The organism is Pseudomonas sp. IAC-BECa141 (genome assembly GCF_020544405.1).
Classification (GTDB): Bacteria; Pseudomonadota; Gammaproteobacteria; order Pseudomonadales; family Pseudomonadaceae; genus Aquipseudomonas.
Window position 1 is genome coordinate 5,261,148 of record NZ_CP065410.1, and the last position, 18,812, is coordinate 5,279,959.

Below are 18,812 nucleotides of genomic sequence, written 5' to 3' on the forward strand. Positions count from 1 at the left end.
TTCTCATTCAGTAACGTCTACCTGACGAGGCCTTTATGACCAGCCGCCTGAACCCAGAAGACCAGAAGCATGTCGAAGAGTACCTGCAGTTGTCCCAACACCGTGTCGAGCGCCGCCCATTCCGGCCATGGATGCTCCTGGTGCTGGTGCTGGCAGTGACCATTGGTCTGGGCCTGTTGAGCCGATTTATCAGTTACCTGACGCTATGAGCTGCATCGCGCTCGCTCGGGTAACCGCACCGATTTCCTTTAAAAACCTTGCGAGCTATCCCCATGTCCCATCGTATTGTCATTGTCGGCGGCGGCGCCGGCGGTCTGGAGTTGGCTACCCGTCTGGGTAAGACTCTGGGCAAACGCGGCACTGCCAGCATCATGCTGGTCGACGCGAACCTCACGCACATCTGGAAACCGCTGCTGCACGAAGTGGCCGCCGGATCGCTGAACTCTTCCGAAGACGAACTCAACTATGTCGCCCAGGCCAAATGGAACCACTTCGAGTTCCAGCTGGGGCGCATGAGCGGGCTTGACCGTGAGCAGAAAAAGATCCAGCTCGCTGCCACGTACGACGAAAACGGCGTGGAACTGGTACCGGCGCGGGAAGTGCCGTATGACTCGCTGGTGATTTCGGTCGGCAGCACCACCAACGATTTCGGCACCCAGGGCGCTGCGCAACACTGCCTGTTCCTCGACACCCGCAAACAGGCCGAGCGTTTCCATCAGCAACTGCTCAATCACTATCTGCGTGCCCACGCCGGGCAGACCGATACGGTCCAGCAGATCAGCGTGGCCATCGTCGGCGCGGGCGCCACGGGCGTCGAACTGGCGGCCGAACTGCACAACGCTGCCCATGAACTGGCGGCTTATGGTCTTGACCGGATCAAACCGGAAAACATGCACATCACCCTGATCGAAGCCGGGCCGCGGGTGCTGCCAGCGTTGCCGGAGCGCATCAGCGGGCCGGTGCACAAGACTCTGGAGAAACTCGGGGTCAACGTGATGACCAACGCTTCGGTCAGCCAGGTCACTGCCGACAGCCTGATCACCGCCGATGGCAACGAGATCAAGGCGAGCCTGAAAGTCTGGGCCGCCGGGATCCGCGCACCAGGTTTCCTCAAGGACATCGACGGTCTGGAAACCAACCGCATCAATCAGCTGCAAGTGCTGCCGACGCTGCAGACCACCCGCGACGAAAACATTTTCGCCTTCGGTGACTGCGCCGCCTGTCCGCAACCAGGCTCGGATCGCAACGTTCCGCCACGGGCCCAGGCTGCGCATCAACAGGCGTCGCTGTTGGCCAAATCGCTGAAACTGCGCATCGAAGGCAAGACCCTGCCGGAGTATAAGTACACCGACTACGGCTCGCTGATTTCGCTGTCGCGCTTTTCGGCTGTGGGTAACTTGATGGGCAACCTGACCGGCAGCGTAATGCTCGAAGGCTGGCTGGCGCGGATGTTTTACGTGTCGCTGTACCGCATGCACCAGATGGCGCTGTACGGGCCGTTCCGCACGGCGATGCTGATGCTGGGCAGCAAGATCGGACGCGGCACCGAGCCGCGCCTGAAGCTGCACTGATATAAAAACACCGCGGGGGCTGACTCGCTCCCGCGGTGTTTTGTCTTTTACTGTATCTGCCCCCGCTTTCCCCACCTTCGCTTACAAACGCCCCGCTCCTCGACACAGACGCGATACACCGCCATCGCCTAATGGCCACACCCGAGCACACCTGCTCCGGCTTGATCGCCCTTAACGTGTGGTTGCGCTGTGCAACCGAAGGAGAATGCAATGTCCCGTACTTCGAAAATCGGCAAAAACTCCCTTGGCCTGGTCGGTGCCGTACTGGCCGGCGGCCTGATGCTGTCCGGCTCGGTGTTCGCTGCGCAACCGCTGGCTCAGGGCTACATGGTCGCCTCGGCCGAGACCTCGGTGAAAACCCCGGAAGGCAAATGCGGTGAAGGCAAATGCGGCGATGCGTCGATGGCCAAGACCGACACCGATGGCGACGGCAAGGTTTCGCGCGCCGAGTTCCTGAAAGTCGCGCCGAAGTCCGACTTCGACAAGATCGACACCAACCACGACGGCTTCATCGACGAGCAAGAGGCGTACAACAACGTCAAAGCCAACTTCGAAGCCAATGGCAAGAAAATGCCGAAAGGTCTGTTCGAACATCTGAAAGACCAGGACGGTGCCTGATTTTTCAAGTGCCCGACCAATCAAAGCCGCGCTTTCTCTGACGAGAAGCGCGGCTTTTTCACACCTGCATGATTACAACTGGAAGCGTCGCACCATGCCCTGCAACGCATTGGCCAGTTGCGACAGCTCATGGCTCGACGCGTTGGTTTGATCGGCGCCAGCCGCCGAACGCACCGACAGATCGCGAATGTTCACCAGATTGCGGTCCACTTCCCGCGCCACCTGCGCCTGTTCTTCAGCGGCGCTGGCGATCACCAGATTGCGCTCGTGGATTTCGTGTACCGAGGCGGTGATCGTCTGCAACGCTTGACCGGCCCGCTCGGCCAGCACCAGCGTGGTGGCAGCGCGCGAGGCACTGGCCTGCATTGACTCCAGCGCCAGGCTCGAGCCATTGCGCATGCCCTGCACCATCTGCTCGATTTCCTGGGTCGATTGCTGAGTGCGATAAGCCAGCGCCCGGACTTCGTCGGCGACCACCGCAAACCCCCGCCCGCTCTCCCCGGCCCGCGCTGCTTCGATGGCGGCGTTGAGCGCCAGCAGGTTGGTCTGTTCGGCGATCGCTCGGATCACGTCCAGCACTTTGCCGATGTTCTGAGACTGATTGGCCAGTGATTGCACCAGCTCGCCAGTGTGTTCGACTTCGCTGGCCAAGGCGTTGATGGCGCCAGCAGTTTCACTGACCCGCTCCTGACCCAACTGCGCCGATTCGCTGGACTGACGGGTGGCGTCGGAGGTCGACACCGCATTGCGGGCAACTTCCTCGACCGCCGTGGTCATCTCGTTGACGGCGGTGGCGGCCTGTTCGATTTCGTTGTTCTGCTGTTGCAACCCTTGCGTGCTGTCATGGGTGACCGCGCTCAGTTCGTCGGAAGCTGTCGCCAATTGCGTGGCCGAACCGCTGATGCCCTGCAGGGTTTCGCGCAGGTTCTGCTGCATGGTCGCCAACGCCTTGAGCAGACGGCTGACTTCATCGTTACCGTGGTTTTCGATCGGACGGGTCAGATCGCCTCTGGCGACGTGTTCAGCAGCGTCGACAGCGGAGCTCAGGGGGCGAACGATACTGCGGGTGAGCAACATGGCCAGGGCGACGGTGGCCAATGCCGCCAGAGCGATGAATAAGCTCACGATGGTGCGCGAGGTTTCGTAGTGGGCGGCAGAATTCTGGCTTTCGGCAGCGACCTGCCGGGTGAACAGGTCTGCCAGGTCATTAAGTTGTTTGCCAGAGCCGTCGACCACGGTTTTCATGTCGACCAGCAGCAACTTGGTCAGCTCATCGCGCTTGCCTTGCTCGGCCAGCGTGAACGACTGGGCGATTCCGGTGCGGTAGGCAGCGAAGGTTTTCTTGAACTGATCGTATAACTGCTGGCCTTCCGGAGTAGTCACCAGTCGGTCGTAAGCGGCGATTTTCTCGCTCAGTTCCTTGTCGCGGGTGTCCATCTGGCTGCGGTACGTGGCGATGTTGGCCGGATCCTGATCCAGCGCCATGCGCAGGGAAATGGTGCGAATGCGCAACATGATCTCGCGAATCTCGTCGCCACCACGAATGCTCGGCAGCCACTGCGTCTCCACTGCCACTTCGCTGTCGCGGATGCTCGACATCTGCCCCAGCGCAAACACCCCGAGCAACGCCACCAGCACCGCGATCAGGGCAAAGCCCAGGGCGGCACGGGGAGCAATATTCAACTGACGAAGCAACATGACGAACGCCCTTTTTCTTGTATTGGCCGGATTCAAGGGACGATCAATGGCAGCCCCCTTTTGTTAGCGGGCTATCGGCAAGTTGTACGATGACTTGAATGAAACATTTCCGGAGGCCAAAAAAAATCCCCGTATCTTTCGATACGAGGATTTTCAATATGGTCGGGGTAGGGGGATTCGAACTCCCGACATCCTGCTCCCAAAGCAGGCGCGCTACCGGACTGCGCTATACCCCGGTAAAAAAAAGGCGACCTTTCAAAGATCGCCTTCTTCGATCAGCGCTTTTGGCCTCTGATCTTAAGATTCGATCCCAGCGCAAACTGGTTTCAAAAATGGTGGGTCGTGTGGGATTCGAACCTACGACCAATTGGTTAAAAGCCAACTGCTCTACCAACTGAGCTAACGACCCAAAAATGGTCGGGGTAAGGGGATTCGAACTCCTGACATCCTGCTCCCAAAGCAGGCGCGCTACCGGACTGCGCTATACCCCGGTTTGAAATTGGCTCCGTGACCAGGACTCGAACCTGGGACCCAATGATTAACAGTCATTTGCTCTACCGACTGAGCTATCACGGAACTACATATTTCAATTTACAACGGTGAAACTTTCAGCTTCTCGACATCGTTTTCGCATCGCTGCGTTCGTGTGTCTGAGGCGCGCTATTCTACAACCTAGAACACCTCTGTCAACCCCCTAAATTGCTTTCAAGTTAATGATTTGCAACTTATTTCAGATTTCTGCCCAGTGAGCTGAAACCGTGTTGGTGACTGACTGCGGGGCGCACTTTACAAGCCTTTTCCTTTGAGTTCAACAGCCTGGCGAAAAAAAAGGCCTCGCAGTGCGAGGCCTTACTTACTTCACCACCGGCAGGTGTCAGTTGAACGTGATCTCGTCGTTCTCCACGACGCCGGTCGCGGTCTCCCCTGGCATGAAGCGTCCCGACAGAATCAACTGCGCCAACGGGTTCTCGATCCAGCGCTGGATCGCCCGCTTCAGCGGCCGTGCGCCATAGACCGGGTCGTAACCGACCGCAATCAGCTTGTCCATCGCTTCGGGGCTCAGCTCCAGCTTCAGCTCGCGCTCGGCCAGACGACTGCGCAGACGGCCCAGCTGGATCTCGGTAATGCCCGCGATCTGATCCCGCGCCAATGGCTCGAAGATCACCACTTCGTCGACCCGGTTGATGAACTCCGGACGGAAGTGGGTGGAAATCGCATCCATCACTGCTGCCCGTTGTGCTTCACGATCGCCGACCAGTTCCTGAATCTGCATCGAACCGAGGTTGGAGGTCATGACGATCACGGTATTGCGGAAATCCACCGTACGACCGTGACTGTCGGTCAGACGACCATCCTCCAGCACTTGCAGCAGGATGTTGAACACATCCGGGTGCGCCTTCTCGACTTCGTCCAGCAGGATCACCGAGTAAGGCTTGCGCCGTACCGCTTCGGTCAGGTAACCGCCCTCTTCATAACCGACGTAGCCCGGTGGTGCACCGATCAGCCGTGCCACGGAATGTTTCTCCATGAACTCGGACATATCGATCCGCACCATCGCCTCTTCAGTATCGAAGAGGAATTCGGCCAGCGCCTTGCACAGCTCGGTTTTACCGACACCGGTCGGGCCGAGGAACATGAACGAGCCGCTCGGGCGGTTCGGGTCGGACAACCCGGCACGGGAACGCCGCACCGCGTTGGCCACCGCAACCACCGCTTCGTCCTGGCCGATCACGCGTTGGTGCAACAGGCTTTCCATCTTCATCAGCTTGTCGCGCTCGCCTTCGAGCATTTTCGAAACGGGAATGCCGGTCCACTTCGAAACGACTTCGGCGATTTCCTCTTCGGTCACCTTGCTGCGCAGCAACTGGTTCTCGCTCTTGCCGTGCTGGTCGACCATCTGCAGGCTGCGTTCCAGATCCGGGATCACCCCGTACTGCAACTCCGCCATGCGGTTCAGGTCGCCTTTGCGGCGCGCGGCTTCCAGTTCCTGACGGGCCTGTTCGATCTTCTGCTGAATCTGTGCAGAACCTTGCACCTCGGCTTTTTCCGAGTTCCAGATTTCTTCCAGATCCGAGTACTCACGCTCGTGGCGATCGATTTCTTCCTGAAGTTTCTCCAGACGTTTCTTCGCCGCGTCGTCGCTTTCTTTCTTCAGGGCCTGGGATTCCACCTTCAGCTGAATCAGGCGCCGCTCCAGACGATCCAGCACTTCCGGCTTGGAGTCGATCTCCATGCGGATGCGGCTGGCCGCTTCGTCGATCAGGTCGATCGCCTTGTCCGGCAACTGCCGGTCCGTGATGTAGCGATGGCTGAGCCTGGCTGCAGCAATGATCGCACCGTCGGTGATCGCCACTTTATGGTGAACCTCGTAACGCTCCTTGAGGCCACGCAGGATCGCGATGGTGTCTTCTTCGCTCGGCTCGTCCACCAGCACTTTCTGGAAGCGTCGTTCGAGGGCTGCGTCCTTCTCTATATATTGGCGGTACTCGTTGAGCGTGGTCGCGCCGACGCAATGCAGCTCGCCACGGGCCAGGGCCGGTTTGAGCATATTGCCGGCATCCATCGAGCCTTCGCCCTTGCCGGCGCCGACCATGGTGTGCAGTTCGTCGATGAACAGAATGATCTGCCCTTCCTGCTTCGACAGCTCGTTGAGCAGCGCTTTCAGGCGTTCTTCAAACTCGCCGCGATACTTGGCACCGGCAATCAGCGCCCCCATATCCAGGGACAGCAGACGCTTGCCGCGCAGACCATCCGGCACTTCGCCGTTGATGATGCGCTGGGCCAGACCTTCGGCAATCGCGGTTTTACCCACGCCAGGTTCGCCAATCAGCACCGGGTTGTTCTTGGTGCGGCGTTGCAGAACCTGAATGGTGCGGCGGATCTCGTCGTCACGGCCGATCACCGGGTCAAGCTTGCCTTCCTCGGCGCGCTTGGTCAGGTCGACGGTGTACTTGTCCAGCGCCTGACGCGACTCTTCGTGGTTGGCGTCATTGACCGCTTCGCCACCGCGCAGGTTGTTGATTGCATTCTCCAGCGCTTTTTTGCTCACGCCCTGGCCGAGCAGCAACTTGCCGAGCTTGCTGTTCTCGTCCATCGCGGCGAGCAGCACCAGCTCGCTGGAAATGAACTGGTCGCCCTTCTGCTGAGCCAGGCGATCGGCCTGGTTGAGCAGGCGCGCCAAGTCCTGCGACATGTTGACGTCGCCGGTCGGATTCTGGATTTTCGGTAATTGATCGAGCTCTTTGGTCAGCTCTTTACGCAAGCTGTTGACGTCGAAGCCCACCTGCATCAACAGGGGTTTGATCGAACCACCCTGCTGTTCCAGCATTGCTTGCATCAAATGTGTCGGCTCAATGGCCGGATGATCGTGGCCGACAGCCAGGGATTGGGCATCGGACAACGCCAACTGTAACTTGCTGGTTAAACGGTCTATACGCATGGGTCACCTTCCTTTTGAGCAGGCCGGACCTAAAAAACCATCCTGAATAAAGAAACCTGCCAGATACCGCTATAGATGCGGTCGATTCTGGAAGATTCAAGCGCCAGGGAGTTGATGCAGATCAGACAAGCTTAGCGGGCGTCGGGCGACTCAAGCCAAACGAGGGAGGCGAAGCGACCAGTGCGCGATGCACGGCGATAAGAGAAGAAGCGCGGATCGGTCACGGTACAGAAACCGCCGCCATAAACAGCAGTGACACCGCGAACCGCCAGACGCAGCCGCGCCAGCTTATAGATGTCAGCCATGAACTTGCCGGCGTTGTGGCTCGGGACAAAGGCTGTCTCGGCTTCAGGCAATTGATTGATGAAGACTTCCCGGACTTCCGGGCCGACTTCGAAGGCTTGCGGGCCGATGGCCGGGCCGAGCCAGACCAGAATGTCCTCAGCGGCAACATCCAGACTGTCCAGCGTGGCTTCCAGCACGCCAGCCGCCAAACCACGCCAGCCCGCGTGCGCCGCCGCCACGCGAGTACCGGCACGATCGCAGAAAAGCGCCGGCAGGCAATCGGCAGTCATCGCTGCACAAGCGATGCCTGGTGTTGCGGTCCAGCTGGCATCCGCCGTGGCCACCACGGACGGATCCGCATGCGCCACGGCAATCCCGTGCACTTGCTGCAACCAGGCAGGTTTTATGGAGAAGTGTTCGGTCAGGCGCCGACGGTTTTCGGCGACGGCCTCCGGGCGGTCATCGACGTGATCGCCCAGGTTGAGGCTGTCGAACGGCGCCTCGCTGACGCCGCCCTCGCGGGTGGTGACACAGGCCTTGACGCTGGCCGGCGCAGGCCAGTCCGGCGTCAGCCAGTTCATCCGACGAATGCCTCGCGATCCTGCTTGAGCAGGGTCAGCAACCACACCAGATCTTCCGGAAGCGGCGATTCCCAGCTCATGCGTTCACCGGTGGTCGGGTGATCCAGCTCGAGGAACCGCGCGTGCAGGGCCTGACGCGGGAAGTGCTTTAGGGATTCGACCATGGTCTGGCTCGCAGCCGGCGGAATGCGGAAACGACCGCCGTACGCCGGGTCACCGACCAACGGGAAGTTGATGTGTGCCATATGTACGCGAATCTGGTGAGTACGACCGGTTTCCAGCTTCACCCGTACATGAGTGTGGGAACGGAAGCGCTCCAGCACGCGGTAGTGGCTGACGGCAGGCTTGCCGCCTTCCATCACCGCCATGCGCTGACGCTGCTGGCCGTGACGGCCGATCGGGGCATTGATCTTGCCGCCGGCGGTGACCACGCCGATCACGATGCACTCGTAGATCCGGCTGACGCTGCGGCTTTGCAGCTGGGCGACCAGTTTGGTCTGCGCCTGAATGGTCTTGGCCACCACCATCAGACCGGTGGTGTCCTTGTCCAGACGATGCACGATACCGGCGCGCGGGACATTGATGATGTCCGGCACGTGGTGCAGCAAGGCGTTGAGCAAGGTGCCATCAGCGTGACCGGCGGCAGGGTGCACCACCAGGCCGGCAGGCTTGTTGATCACCAGAATGTCGTCGTCTTCATAGACGATGTCGAGTTCGATGTCCTGAGCGACCCATTCACCCTGGGCCTCCTGCTCGGCAGTCAGCTCAAGGATGGCACCGCCATGAACGATGTCGCGCGGGCGGATGACCGCCCCGTCCACAGTCAGGCGACCTTCTTTGATCCAGGCGGAAAGGCGCGAGCGCGAGTGCTCGGCGAAGAGTTGGGCGGCGACTTGATCGAGGCGTTGGCCGCCCAATTCGGACGGCACCTCTGCGCGAAGTTCAATTTTATCGGACATGCTCGGACTGGGCGTCGGCTACAGCCTTTGGTTTCGGCTGCGCGCTTGTGGTTAAATACGGCGTCTTTTGCCCCGGGGCTTTTCAACGGGGCGCTCATCATAACAGGACGGCCCCGCCCAAGACAGCGGCCGTCATAGGGACGCAAGCCGCCATGCAAGTGAAACACCTGCTGCTGATCGCCATCCTCGCATTGACCGCTGCTTGCTCATCGAAGGAAGTCGTAGACGAAAACCTGAGTGAAGCCGAGCTGTACCAGCAGGCTCAACAGGACCTGGATAACAACAGCTACACCAGCGCCACAGCCAAGCTGAAGGCCCTGGAGTCGCGTTATCCGTTCGGTCGCTATGCCGATCAGGCGCAGTTGGAGCTGATCTACGCCAACTACAAGAACGCCGAGCCGGAAGCTGCAAAGTCCGCTGCCGAGCGTTTCATTCGTCTGCATCCGCAGCACCCGAACGTGGATTACGCCTACTACCTGAAGGGCCTGACTTCGTTCGACCAGGACGTCGGCCTGCTGGCGCGCTTCCTGCCGCTGGACATGACCAAGCGTGACCCGGGTGCCGCTCGTGACTCCTACAACGAGTTCGCCCAGCTGACCAGCCGCTACCCGAACAGCCGCTACGCGCCGGACGCCAAGCAGCGCATGATCTACCTGCGCAACCTGCTGGCCGCCTACGAAATCCATGTGGCCGACTACTACCTGACCCGTCAGGCTTATGTCGCCGCTGCCAACCGTGGTCGTTATGTAGTGGAAAACTTCCAGGAAACCCCATCGGTCGGTGACGGCCTGGCGGTGATGACCGAAGCCTATCAGCGTCTGCATCTGGACGAACTGGCGGCCACCAGCCTGGAAACCCTGAAGCTCAACTACCCGAACCATCCGAGCCTGCAGGACGGCCAGTTCGTACCTCGCGTTGCCGAAGCAGACAACCGCTCGTTCCTGAGCAAGGCCACGCTGGGCCTGATCGAATCCCGTCCGCCGCTGCCGCCGGGAGAAACCCGCGCCAACCAGGACGTGCAGAAACAGTTCCAGGATGCGAAAGACGCGATCCCGAACGAGCTCAAGCCGAAAGACGAAAACGGCGACGTGATCGAAGAGCCGGAACCGGAGTCGAGCGACAGCGATCGTTCCATCTTCAGCTACCTGACCTTCGGTCTGTTCGACTGATCACGTCGGTGATGCCAAAAAGGGAGATCTTCGGATCTCCCTTTTTATTGCGGCGTGTGATTGGGCTGTGCGCTCGTCGGGTCCTTGGCTAAACTGCCGAATCATTAGCCGAAAAGCCGCCCATCATGCTTCGTTTACTGTTCTGGATTGCCTTGATCGCCGCCGCTGTCTGGTTGTGGCGCAAATTCAATTCCCCCGCCTCGTCCGCCCGATCACCTCGCGAACAGGATGCCGCGCCGATGGTGCGTTGCGCCCATTGCGGCGTGCACCTGCCCCGCGACCGCGCGCTGAATCTTCAACAACAGTGGTATTGCAGCCAGGCTCACCTTGAGCAAGGCCCAGGCTCCAGTGAGCGCTGAGGCCGACAACGCCGACAGCAAACAGGCCCAGCGACTGCTGCGCCTCTATCATCTGTACCGTTTGAGTGTCGGCATCACCCTGGTGTTGCTGATCTCCAGCAACATGGACAACCGCCTGCTGAACTCGACCAACGACGAGTGGCTGCGCAATGGCAGCTGGTTGTACCTGGTGCTGAACATCCTGCTAGTGGTGTTCCTCGAGAACATCCGCCGCCCCGCCCAGTTGTTCGGCCTGGCACTGGTCGACATCCTGCTGCTGTGTGGCGTGTTCTATGCGGCCGGCGGCGTGGCCAGCGCGATCGGCAACCTGCTGATCGTCTCGGTGGCCATCAGCAACACCTTGCTGCGACGACGTATCGGTTTGCTGATCGCCGCCATCGCCACCCTCGGCATCGTCGGGCTCAGCTTTCTGCTGAGTTTCAGCCATCCCCTGAGCGCCAACGATTATCTCCAGGCCGGCACACTCGGCGCCCTGTGCTTCGCAGCGTCATTGCTGGTGCAAGGATTGATGCGCCGTCTGGAGGTCAGCGAGAACCTGGCCGAGCAGCGCGCCAGCGAAGTCGTTGGGCTCGAAACCCTCAACGCGCTGATCCTGCAACGCATGCGCACCGGCATTCTGGTGCTCGACGAACAGCGCCGGGTGCAACTGGCCAACCACAGCGCCAAGACCCTGCTGGGCCAGACACACCTTGAAGGCGAGTTGATCGACGAGCACTCGAGCGCATTGGTCGAGCGCCTGCAACTGTGGCTGAACAACCCGACGCTGCGCCCGCAAAGCCTGAAGATCGGCGGCAACGGTGTGGAGCTGCAACCGAGCTTCATTGCCCTGGAACAGAGTCCGAACCGCCAGACCCTGGTATTTCTCGAAGACCTCGCACAGATCGCCCAGCAGGCCCAGCAATTGAAACTCGCCGCGCTGGGCCGGCTGACCGCCGGTATCGCCCATGAAATCCGCAATCCGCTGGGGGCCATCAGTCATGCCGCGCAGCTGTTGCGGGAGTCCGAGGAACTCGACGGCGCGGATCGGCGTCTGACGCAGATCATTCAAGACCACTCCCAACGCATGAACCGAGTCATCGAAAACGTCCTGCAACTGTCCCGCCGCCAGCAGAGCGCACCGCAACGGCTGGATCTCAAGCCGTGGCTGGAGCAGTTCGTCAACGAGAGCCGCGAACAGGCCGGCGAGCGCCAGCACATTCACCTGCACATCGGTCCGGGGGACTTTCGCACGCTGATGGATCCTGGCCAGCTCACACAGATTCTCGACAATCTGTTACGCAACGGCTGGCGCCATAGCGCCCTTTTGCACGATCCGGCCGAGGTCTGGCTGACGCTGCTGATCGACCCCGAAAGCACGCTGGCCGTGCTCGAGGTGCAGGACAATGGCCCTGGCGTGCCGCTGGATCAGCAGGCTCACCTGTTCGAACCGTTTTTTACCACCAGCAGCCAGGGCACCGGCCTTGGGCTTTATCTGTCCCGTGAGCTGTGCGAAAGCAATCAAGCGCGCCTAGACTTCAAATCACGCCAAGGCGGCGGCTGCTTTCGCATCACCTTTGCTCACGGACGGAAACAAAGTTGAACACGAGCCCACGGCAAAAAATCCTCATCGTCGACGACGAGCCGGATATCCGCGAACTCCTGGAAATCACCCTGGGACGGATGAAACTCGACACCTTCAGCGCACGCAATCTCGCAGAAGCTCAGGCGCTGCTGCATCGCGAAACCTTCGCTCTGTGCCTGACCGACATGCGCCTGCCCGACGGCACCGGCCTGGAGCTGGTGCAGCACATTCAGCAACGTTATCCACAACTGCCGGTCGCGATGATCACCGCCTACGGCAGCCTGGAAACGGCGATCAACGCTCTGAAGGCCGGGGCCTTCGACTTCCTGACCAAACCGGTGGACCTGACGCGCCTGCGCGAGCTGGTCGGCTCGGCGTTGCGCATGCCGGCGCCGGGCAATGTCTGCACTTCGATCGACCGGCGGTTGCTTGGCGACTCACCGCCGATGCGCAACTTGCGCAAACAGATCGACAAACTGGCCCGCAGCCAGGCACCGGTCTATATCAGCGGCGAGTCCGGCAGCGGCAAGGAGCTGGTGGCCCGTCTGATTCATGAACAGGGCCCGCGCGCCAGCCAGCCGTTTGTGCCGGTGAACTGTGGGGCGATTCCTTCAGAGTTGATGGAAAGCGAATTTTTCGGCCATCGCAAAGGCAGTTTCAGCGGCGCAGTGGAGGATAAACCGGGGCTGTTCCAGGCGGCCCATGGCGGCACGCTGTTTCTCGATGAAGTGGCGGATCTGCCGCTGCCGATGCAGGTCAAGCTGCTGCGGGCGATCCAGGAAAAAGCCGTGCGCAGCGTCGGCGGCCAGCAGGAAACCGTGGTCGATGTGCGCATCCTCTGTGCGACGCACAAGGACCTCGACGCGGAAGTGGCTGCCGAGCGTTTTCGTCAGGACCTGTATTACCGGCTGAACGTGATCGAGTTGCGTGTACCGTCTCTGCGCGAGCGTCGCGAGGACATCGAAGCGCTGGCCGGCCATATGCTCAAGCGCCTGGCCAGTGGCACCGGGCAACCGGCGGCACGGCTCCATCCTCATGCCCTTGAGGCGCTGAAAAACTACCGTTTCCCTGGCAACGTGAGGGAACTGGAGAACGTGCTTGAGCGGGCGCACACCCTGTGTGAAAACCGCATGATCGAGGCCGAAGATCTACGTCTGATCGAAGGCAACGGCACCGCCGAGGGCGGTATTGCCGATCTCACCCAGATCGACAACCTCGAAGACTATCTTGAGAGCGTAGAGCGCAAACTGATTTTGCAGGCGCTGGAGGAAACCCGCTGGAATCGCACGGCGGCGGCGCAGCGGTTGAGTCTGTCGTTTCGGTCGATGCGCTACAGGCTCAAGAAGCTGGGCCTGGACTGAAGCCCGCTCCCACAGGTGTGGGAGCGGGTTTGCCCGCGAAGGCGATTATCAGTCGCCGGAAGAAAAACCGACTAGATCCGTCCGGCCGGTGCATACGGCGCTGGATCAATGATCGGCGCACGGCCCAGCATTACGTCGGCAAACAACTGACAGGACGCCGGCGCCAGCACCAGCCCATTGCGGTAATGCCCGCAGTTCAGCCACAGACCGTCAAACCCCGGAACCCGGCCAATGTATGGAATCCCTTCGGGTGAACCCGGTCGCAGCCCGGCCCAATGCCCCACCACTTCAGCCTCCACCAGCGCCGGCAACAACTCGACTGCCGATGCCTTTAGGCTTTCCAGCGCGTTGTCAGTCGGGGTCTTGTCGAAGCCTTCGTGCTCCAGCGTGCTGCCGATCAGAATGTGTCCGTCACGGCGCGGAATCGCGTAGCGCCCCTTGGCCAGCACCATGCTCGGCAGGAAATCCGCCGCACACTTGTAGAGAATCATCTGGCCCTTGACCGGCTCCACTGGCAGCGAAAGATTCAGAGTCTTGAGCAATTCGCCGCTCCACGCGCCCGCCGTCAACACGATCTGATCGCCAGCGATCACACCGGTGGAAGTCTGCACGCCCACCACCCGTTCGCCTTCACGGACAAACCCGCTGACTTCGCACTGCTCGTGAATCGTTACATTCGGCAGCGCCTGCAACGCCGCTTTCAAAGACTTCACCAGTCGTGGATTGCGCACGTTGGCCACATCGGCCATATAGATCGCCCGGGAAAAACCACCACCGAGCACCGGCACCGCATCATGCGCCGCCGAGATATCCACAGCCCGCAACGGGCGGTTTTCCCGCGCAGCCCACGCCAACGCTTCGGCTTCGTCATCCAGATCCAGCCAGTACAGGCCGGTGGTGTGCACTTCGGGATCGACCCCGGTATCGGCAAAAAGGCGCTCGCCCAGCTGTGGATAAAAATCCTGCGACCAGTGCGCCAGTGCGGTGACGGCCGGGCTGTAGCGCCACGGGTACAGCGGAGACACGATACCGCCGCCGGCCCAGGACGATTCCTGGCCGACGTTCGAACGATCCAGCAGCACCACGCTGCCGACCTCGGAGGCGAGGTTGTACGCAGTGAGCAGGCCAATCACCCCGCCACCGACAATCACCACTTGCTGTTGCCTGGTCATGTTTGATCCAACCGTAAAAAAGACAGTGGGCGCAAAAGGCGCCCGAAATAATGCGGCTCAGCGGCCCCAGCAATCCTTGGTGGTCAGCCCGGTGGTCGCGTTGTTCATGCTTCTGACGCCAGTGTTGGTGAGGGTGAAATCCCCGCACTTGTCAGTGGCCATCGCCGTGCCGGTCTTGCGGGTCGCGGTCAGCAGGAAGGTCTGATCGGTGATCGTCGGCGTGATGGTGTAGAAATCGTTGCCGGTGCTCAACCCGGTGACACCGGTGTAGACGTTGTTCTTCGAATAGAAGCGCTCGAGGATCTGTGCCTGTTCCGACAAGTTGCTGACCACGTCGGCGCGGCGGCCCTTCTTCACATATTCGGTGAGGCTCGGATAGCCGATGGTGATGACGATACCGATGATCGCAATCACGATCATGATTTCGATCAGGGTGAAACCTCGGTTGGATCTGCGCATGCCTCGAACTCTCACTTACTGTATTTGTCGCCACATTATGCGACGGCTGCCGCCGCCGCCCTTTTCCACCAGGGTGGTGATGCCGCCACTGGAGTCGGTCTCGATCTTGCGTGTTGCACCGTTGACGATGGCGTTCAGGGTCGGGATACCGCCGGTGAACACCACGCCACTGGAGATCGTGTCGTTGCTGTCGACCACGCCATCGGCGTTGGTGTCGAGCACGGCGTAGTTGAGCATCTTACCGCTGAACGCATCGAGTTCGATCAGTTTGCCGGTACCGAAACTGGAACACGGGTCATTGGTATCGACACTGGCCGTGGTGAACACAATACGCCCAAGCACCAGACTGGCCTGATTGATCACCCGTTCGCCGGTCAATGCGTTGTTGTACACCAGTGGCAGGTACCAGCCCTTCTCCGCCGGATAAGTCGTGTCGTTCTGGCTGGTAGTGACAAACTGCCCGGAACTGCCGGAGAACACGCCGGTAATCGCCTGAGCCTGCAAACTGCTGACCGTGATCTGGCCCGATCCGCCATCGGCATCCCACACCGAATAGAACGCCTGCAAATCCTTGTTGGTCTTGTCGGCGGTTTCGTTGAATTTACCGGTGCCGACGAAAATCTGTTTGCCGCCCAGAGCGTTGTCCGCCAGCAACGGCTGCGCGGTGATCGGCTGAGTTGCCCCGCCGGCCGTGGTGAACAGCGGCTTGCCGGAAAACGCCACGCCCCAACTGTCGGAAGCAGTGGCGCTCAGGTCGAACTTCCACAACCGTCCCTTCAAGTCACCGCCATACGCGGCTTGCACCACGTTCTGCGAATTGACCCGCAGCTTCACCGAGGACAAGCCATTGTTGGTTTCCGTACTGTCGATGACGATTTTCCTGATCAGCGAACCATCGCGAACATCCAGCACATACAGCGCCGCCACCCCGGAGTTGCTGCCGTAACCGTTGGCAATGAACGCCGCCCAGCGACCATCGGCCAAGCGTGCCACTTCCGGACGGGCATAGGCGTAACCCAGATCATTGAAAGCGTTGGAAGTGCTGGCGGCTGCCGGCGCGCTGACCTCCCACAAGGCGCGGATCACGTTGCCCGCCGAGGCGTCGAACAGCTGAAGCCCGTAGAAAGTCTTGCCACCGGCACCCGTACCGCCTATGGCCAGGGTTTTCCAGACCGTGCCGAATTGGGCATCGAATACACCGAGCTGACCATCCACCAGAAACTTGTGGCTGACGCCGTTGACGTAGTTCGGATCGGCAATCAGACGCAACGAGGGCAATACGCTGGACGGCATGTAGGCATAGCGCCGGGTACCGTTGGCCGAGTTGATGACGCTGACAAAACCGTCGTTGGCGTTCACCACCAGGCTGGCGTTCATGTTCGCAGCCTTGGTGGTCAGATAGGTGCTGTAGGTGGTGTCGCCGGCCAGATCGGAAGCGGTTTTTTCCGTGGGCGAAGCCAGTACAAGTGGCGAGTTGATGATGTCCCCAAGCAACACACTGCGCACTTTGAGCCCGGTCTTGTTGGTGCCCTTGCTCCATTCGACCAGGTCGATACCGCTGATGCCGGTGGGCAAACCCTGACTGAGAACAGTCTGCTGGGCCGGGGAGAAGGTGCCATAGGCCAGCGTTATCGCCGTGTTGCTCAGGGAATTCCACGACTGGTAGGTCGGCGCGGTGGCGCCAGGCACGATGGCGGTATCGGTGGTCCACTGCACGGCCGAGGTATTGACCGCCCCGGCGGAGGTAAAGCCAAACGACTTGATCGTGCCGCGCCAATCCTTCGGGTCATAGGTGGTCTGGTAAAAACTGCTGCTACTGGTCAGCGTGGTGCCGCTGGTCACACCCGCACCGCCGGAACCCGCCTTGGAGGTGATATCACTCAACGCCGAAGACAATGCGGCATTCAAACCGGCGCTGTCGGTCGCCTGGTAGTAGCGGCCCTGTCCGTAATCGGCGGCGTCCGAGAGCATGTCGTTGGAAGCGGTAAAACCCACGGTGTAGGTATTCATGTACTGCCGGGGAAAATCCACCGCATTCCAGCTCTTGCCCGCCGCGTCGGTTCCGGAGAAACGCATATCGATGTCGAAGGCGAACTTGGCGATATCGTCCAGATACAGCGTATCGCCCTCCCCGTCCCCGTTCAGATTGTTCCCGTCATTGTTGATGCCGTCCCAGTTCGGCAGGCGACTGCCGCCGAGCGGGTCGTTGCTCGGAAAGGTGCGGTCGTAAGTCGGCAGGCCGTCGGTGATAACCACCCCGTAGTTTTTCTGGCAGCGGTACTGGATCGGGCTGGTGTAAGTGCTCGGCGTGCTGTTGTAGTACGGCGCCATCCCGCGCATGTAGCGGGTGATTTCGTAATAGGTCTCGGCCAGAGGCGTGTTGGCCACCGCGTTCAGGCCGTTGATCGAGGAAATCAGTGCGTTGTAGTTGGTGTCAGCCTGAGCCTGGGTCACGCTACCGCTGACCGGTGACAGGTCGCTGATGGAGCGCGCAATGAAACCACCATTGCCGGGGTTGTTGCTGGTGGCCGGGTTGAAGGTCGCCAGCCCCATGCGCAGGTTGCGGTTGCTGGTGACCAGTGCAGTGGAAACATTGCGCGCCACGTTGATCCGGTAATCGTTGGGAATCGCCCCGGTGGTGAAGTCGCGCGTGCCGTTGCTGATCGCCAGCCCGACCACATAGGAAATGTAATCGGCCGAATAGCGGGTGTTGCCGCTGCCTACCGGATCCGGCAATTTCAGGCAGAGTGGCGTCAGGCTGTTGTTGTAGAAGGCATAGGCGCCGCCGGAGCAGCCGGAGGTCGGCAGGCTCGACAGGAAGATCGTATCGCCGGTGATGGCAGTTGAGCTCAGGCACAGGCCGATGACCGCGTTGCACTGCCGGGCTGCCGTGCGATCCACGGTCGGATCAAAACCCGTCGCATAGATGATGCTGTTCATGCTGCCCGAGTCGTCGATCATCAACATCACGTTCGGTGGCACAGCCGCCGCGCTCAACAGCGGCGAATCGGACGGTGTAAAGGCATACGCCGGTGCAGTCAGATAAAGCCCGGTCAGCATGCCGAGCAACAGCGACAGCCATTTGAAGCGTCGCTCAGTACTTCGCATAGACACTCTCCACCACACTGCGCGAAGTGCCGGCGATGCCGACGGCCGTGACCCGGTACAAGGTCGCCGAAGTGTTGCTCGGCACGTTTACCGCCGTCAGGGTCGTGCCGATGTTCTGTACTCCGTAAAACCCGCTGCCAGCGGCGATCCAGGTCACGCCCGACGTGGAGTTGAGCCCCGCCGCAGTGACCACCGAGGATTCCGCCGGTGGCGCACATTGGGTGGTGCTGGCGCACACTGCGAGCGTGTAGCCGTCCAGTTGCACCGCACTTTCGCCGATGCGCAGCGCCGCCTCGGCAGTCTGGAACGATTGATTGCGCAGGCTTACGCTGCCGGCCATTTTTTCCTGCAGGTTGGCACTCTGCATCGATGACAGGCCGATCACCGTCAGGAGCAGCAGAAACACCAGGCTGACCAGCAACACCATGCCGTCCTGGGACCGTCGCCGATGGAGAGAAACGTTCATCGCTCG

15 protein-coding genes and 4 tRNA genes are annotated in these 18,812 nt (G+C 60.5%); 7 read left to right on the forward strand and 12 right to left on the reverse strand.

The window, feature by feature from the left end; translation table 11 throughout:
- Positions 1 to 35 precede the first annotated feature (35 nt).
- The 3 genes from I5961_RS24080 (at position 36) to I5961_RS24090 (ending at position 2,189) form a co-directional block, all read left to right on the forward strand.
- A complete protein-coding gene (locus I5961_RS24080) occupies positions 36 to 209 on the forward strand; it encodes a DUF3094 domain-containing protein (RefSeq protein ID WP_007909875.1) in 174 nt (57 codons plus the stop codon).
- A 63-nt stretch (positions 210 to 272) separates the two neighbouring features.
- Positions 273 to 1,571: an NAD(P)/FAD-dependent oxidoreductase gene (locus I5961_RS24085; protein WP_085703172.1), complete on the forward strand. Its 1,299-nt coding sequence runs from the start codon at positions 273 to 275 to the stop codon at positions 1,569 to 1,571.
- A 210-nt stretch (positions 1,572 to 1,781) separates the two neighbouring features.
- Positions 1,782 to 2,189, forward strand: coding sequence for a hypothetical protein (locus tag I5961_RS24090; RefSeq protein WP_007959573.1), 408 nt, complete (start codon positions 1,782 to 1,784; stop codon positions 2,187 to 2,189).
- A 72-nt stretch (positions 2,190 to 2,261) separates the two neighbouring features.
- On the opposite strand, the gene I5961_RS24095 is transcribed toward I5961_RS24090, so the two are convergent.
- The 8 genes from I5961_RS24095 to rluD all read right to left on the reverse strand — a co-directional run bounded on the left by I5961_RS24095 (position 2,262) and on the right by rluD (position 9,151).
- Positions 2,262 to 3,887 carry a methyl-accepting chemotaxis protein gene (locus I5961_RS24095; protein WP_227233574.1) on the reverse strand — a complete coding sequence of 542 codons (1,626 nt, stop codon included), beginning with the start codon at positions 3,885 to 3,887 and terminating at the stop codon, positions 2,262 to 2,264.
- Between the two features lie 159 nt (positions 3,888 to 4,046).
- Positions 4,047 to 4,123 (reverse strand) — tRNA-Pro (locus tag I5961_RS24100).
- A gap of 97 nt (positions 4,124 to 4,220) precedes the next feature.
- Positions 4,221 to 4,296: transfer RNA gene (locus tag I5961_RS24105), tRNA-Lys, on the reverse strand.
- Positions 4,297 to 4,301: 5 nt separating this feature from the next.
- A tRNA-Pro gene (locus I5961_RS24110) sits at positions 4,302 to 4,378 on the reverse strand.
- A gap of 9 nt (positions 4,379 to 4,387) precedes the next feature.
- Positions 4,388 to 4,463: transfer RNA gene (locus I5961_RS24115), tRNA-Asn, on the reverse strand.
- 298 nt (positions 4,464 to 4,761) lie between these two features.
- Positions 4,762 to 7,326 (reverse strand): ATP-dependent chaperone ClpB, encoded by a 2,565-nt coding sequence (gene clpB, locus I5961_RS24120; RefSeq protein ID WP_085697517.1) that lies wholly within the window; start codon positions 7,324 to 7,326, stop codon positions 4,762 to 4,764.
- A gap of 131 nt (positions 7,327 to 7,457) precedes the next feature.
- Entirely contained in the window at positions 7,458 to 8,192 is a 735-nt protein-coding gene (gene pgeF / locus I5961_RS24125; protein WP_227233576.1) for a peptidoglycan editing factor PgeF, read from the reverse strand.
- The gene (gene rluD, locus I5961_RS24130; protein WP_011335991.1) at positions 8,189 to 9,151 is read right to left on the reverse strand and encodes a 23S rRNA pseudouridine(1911/1915/1917) synthase RluD; all 963 of its coding nucleotides are present in this window, start codon (positions 9,149 to 9,151) and stop codon (positions 8,189 to 8,191) included. The genes pgeF and rluD overlap by 4 nt, the downstream gene beginning before the upstream one ends.
- A gap of 152 nt (positions 9,152 to 9,303) precedes the next feature.
- Here rluD and I5961_RS24135 point away from each other — a divergent pair, with 152 nt between their 5' ends.
- From I5961_RS24135 to I5961_RS24150, 4 genes are all read left to right on the forward strand, one after another.
- Complete coding sequence (locus tag I5961_RS24135; RefSeq protein ID WP_085697519.1) at positions 9,304 to 10,320, forward strand: outer membrane protein assembly factor BamD; 1,017 nt, start codon at positions 9,304 to 9,306, stop codon at positions 10,318 to 10,320.
- Positions 10,321 to 10,445: 125 nt separating this feature from the next.
- On the forward strand, positions 10,446 to 10,679 hold the full coding sequence (locus I5961_RS24140; protein ID WP_085697520.1) for a PP0621 family protein: 234 nt from the start codon (positions 10,446 to 10,448) through the stop codon (positions 10,677 to 10,679).
- Complete coding sequence (locus tag I5961_RS24145; RefSeq protein ID WP_085697521.1) at positions 10,669 to 12,258, forward strand: ATP-binding protein; 1,590 nt, start codon at positions 10,669 to 10,671, stop codon at positions 12,256 to 12,258. The genes I5961_RS24140 and I5961_RS24145 overlap by 11 nt, the downstream gene beginning before the upstream one ends.
- Positions 12,255 to 13,601 (forward strand): sigma-54-dependent transcriptional regulator, encoded by a 1,347-nt coding sequence (locus I5961_RS24150; protein WP_085697522.1) that lies wholly within the window; start codon positions 12,255 to 12,257, stop codon positions 13,599 to 13,601. Before I5961_RS24145 ends, I5961_RS24150 begins: the two co-directional genes overlap by 4 nt.
- Positions 13,602 to 13,672: 71 nt before the next feature.
- On the opposite strand, the gene thiO is transcribed toward I5961_RS24150, so the two are convergent.
- The 4 genes from thiO to I5961_RS24170 are packed head-to-tail and all read right to left on the reverse strand — an operon-like array spanning position 13,673 to position 18,806.
- Positions 13,673 to 14,773: a glycine oxidase ThiO gene (thiO, locus tag I5961_RS24155; RefSeq protein WP_085703166.1), complete on the reverse strand. Its 1,101-nt coding sequence runs from the start codon at positions 14,771 to 14,773 to the stop codon at positions 13,673 to 13,675.
- Positions 14,774 to 14,830: 57 nt separating this feature from the next.
- On the reverse strand, positions 14,831 to 15,232 hold the full coding sequence (locus tag I5961_RS24160; protein WP_039771691.1) for a type IV pilin protein: 402 nt from the start codon (positions 15,230 to 15,232) through the stop codon (positions 14,831 to 14,833).
- 15 nt (positions 15,233 to 15,247) lie between these two features.
- The gene (locus tag I5961_RS24165; RefSeq protein WP_227233578.1) at positions 15,248 to 18,340 is read right to left on the reverse strand and encodes a pilus assembly protein; all 3,093 of its coding nucleotides are present in this window, start codon (positions 18,338 to 18,340) and stop codon (positions 15,248 to 15,250) included.
- Positions 18,327 to 18,806 carry a PilX N-terminal domain-containing pilus assembly protein gene (locus I5961_RS24170; protein WP_085703164.1) on the reverse strand — a complete coding sequence of 160 codons (480 nt, stop codon included), beginning with the start codon at positions 18,804 to 18,806 and terminating at the stop codon, positions 18,327 to 18,329. The genes I5961_RS24165 and I5961_RS24170 overlap by 14 nt, the downstream gene beginning before the upstream one ends.
- Positions 18,807 to 18,812: the final 6 nt, after the last annotated feature.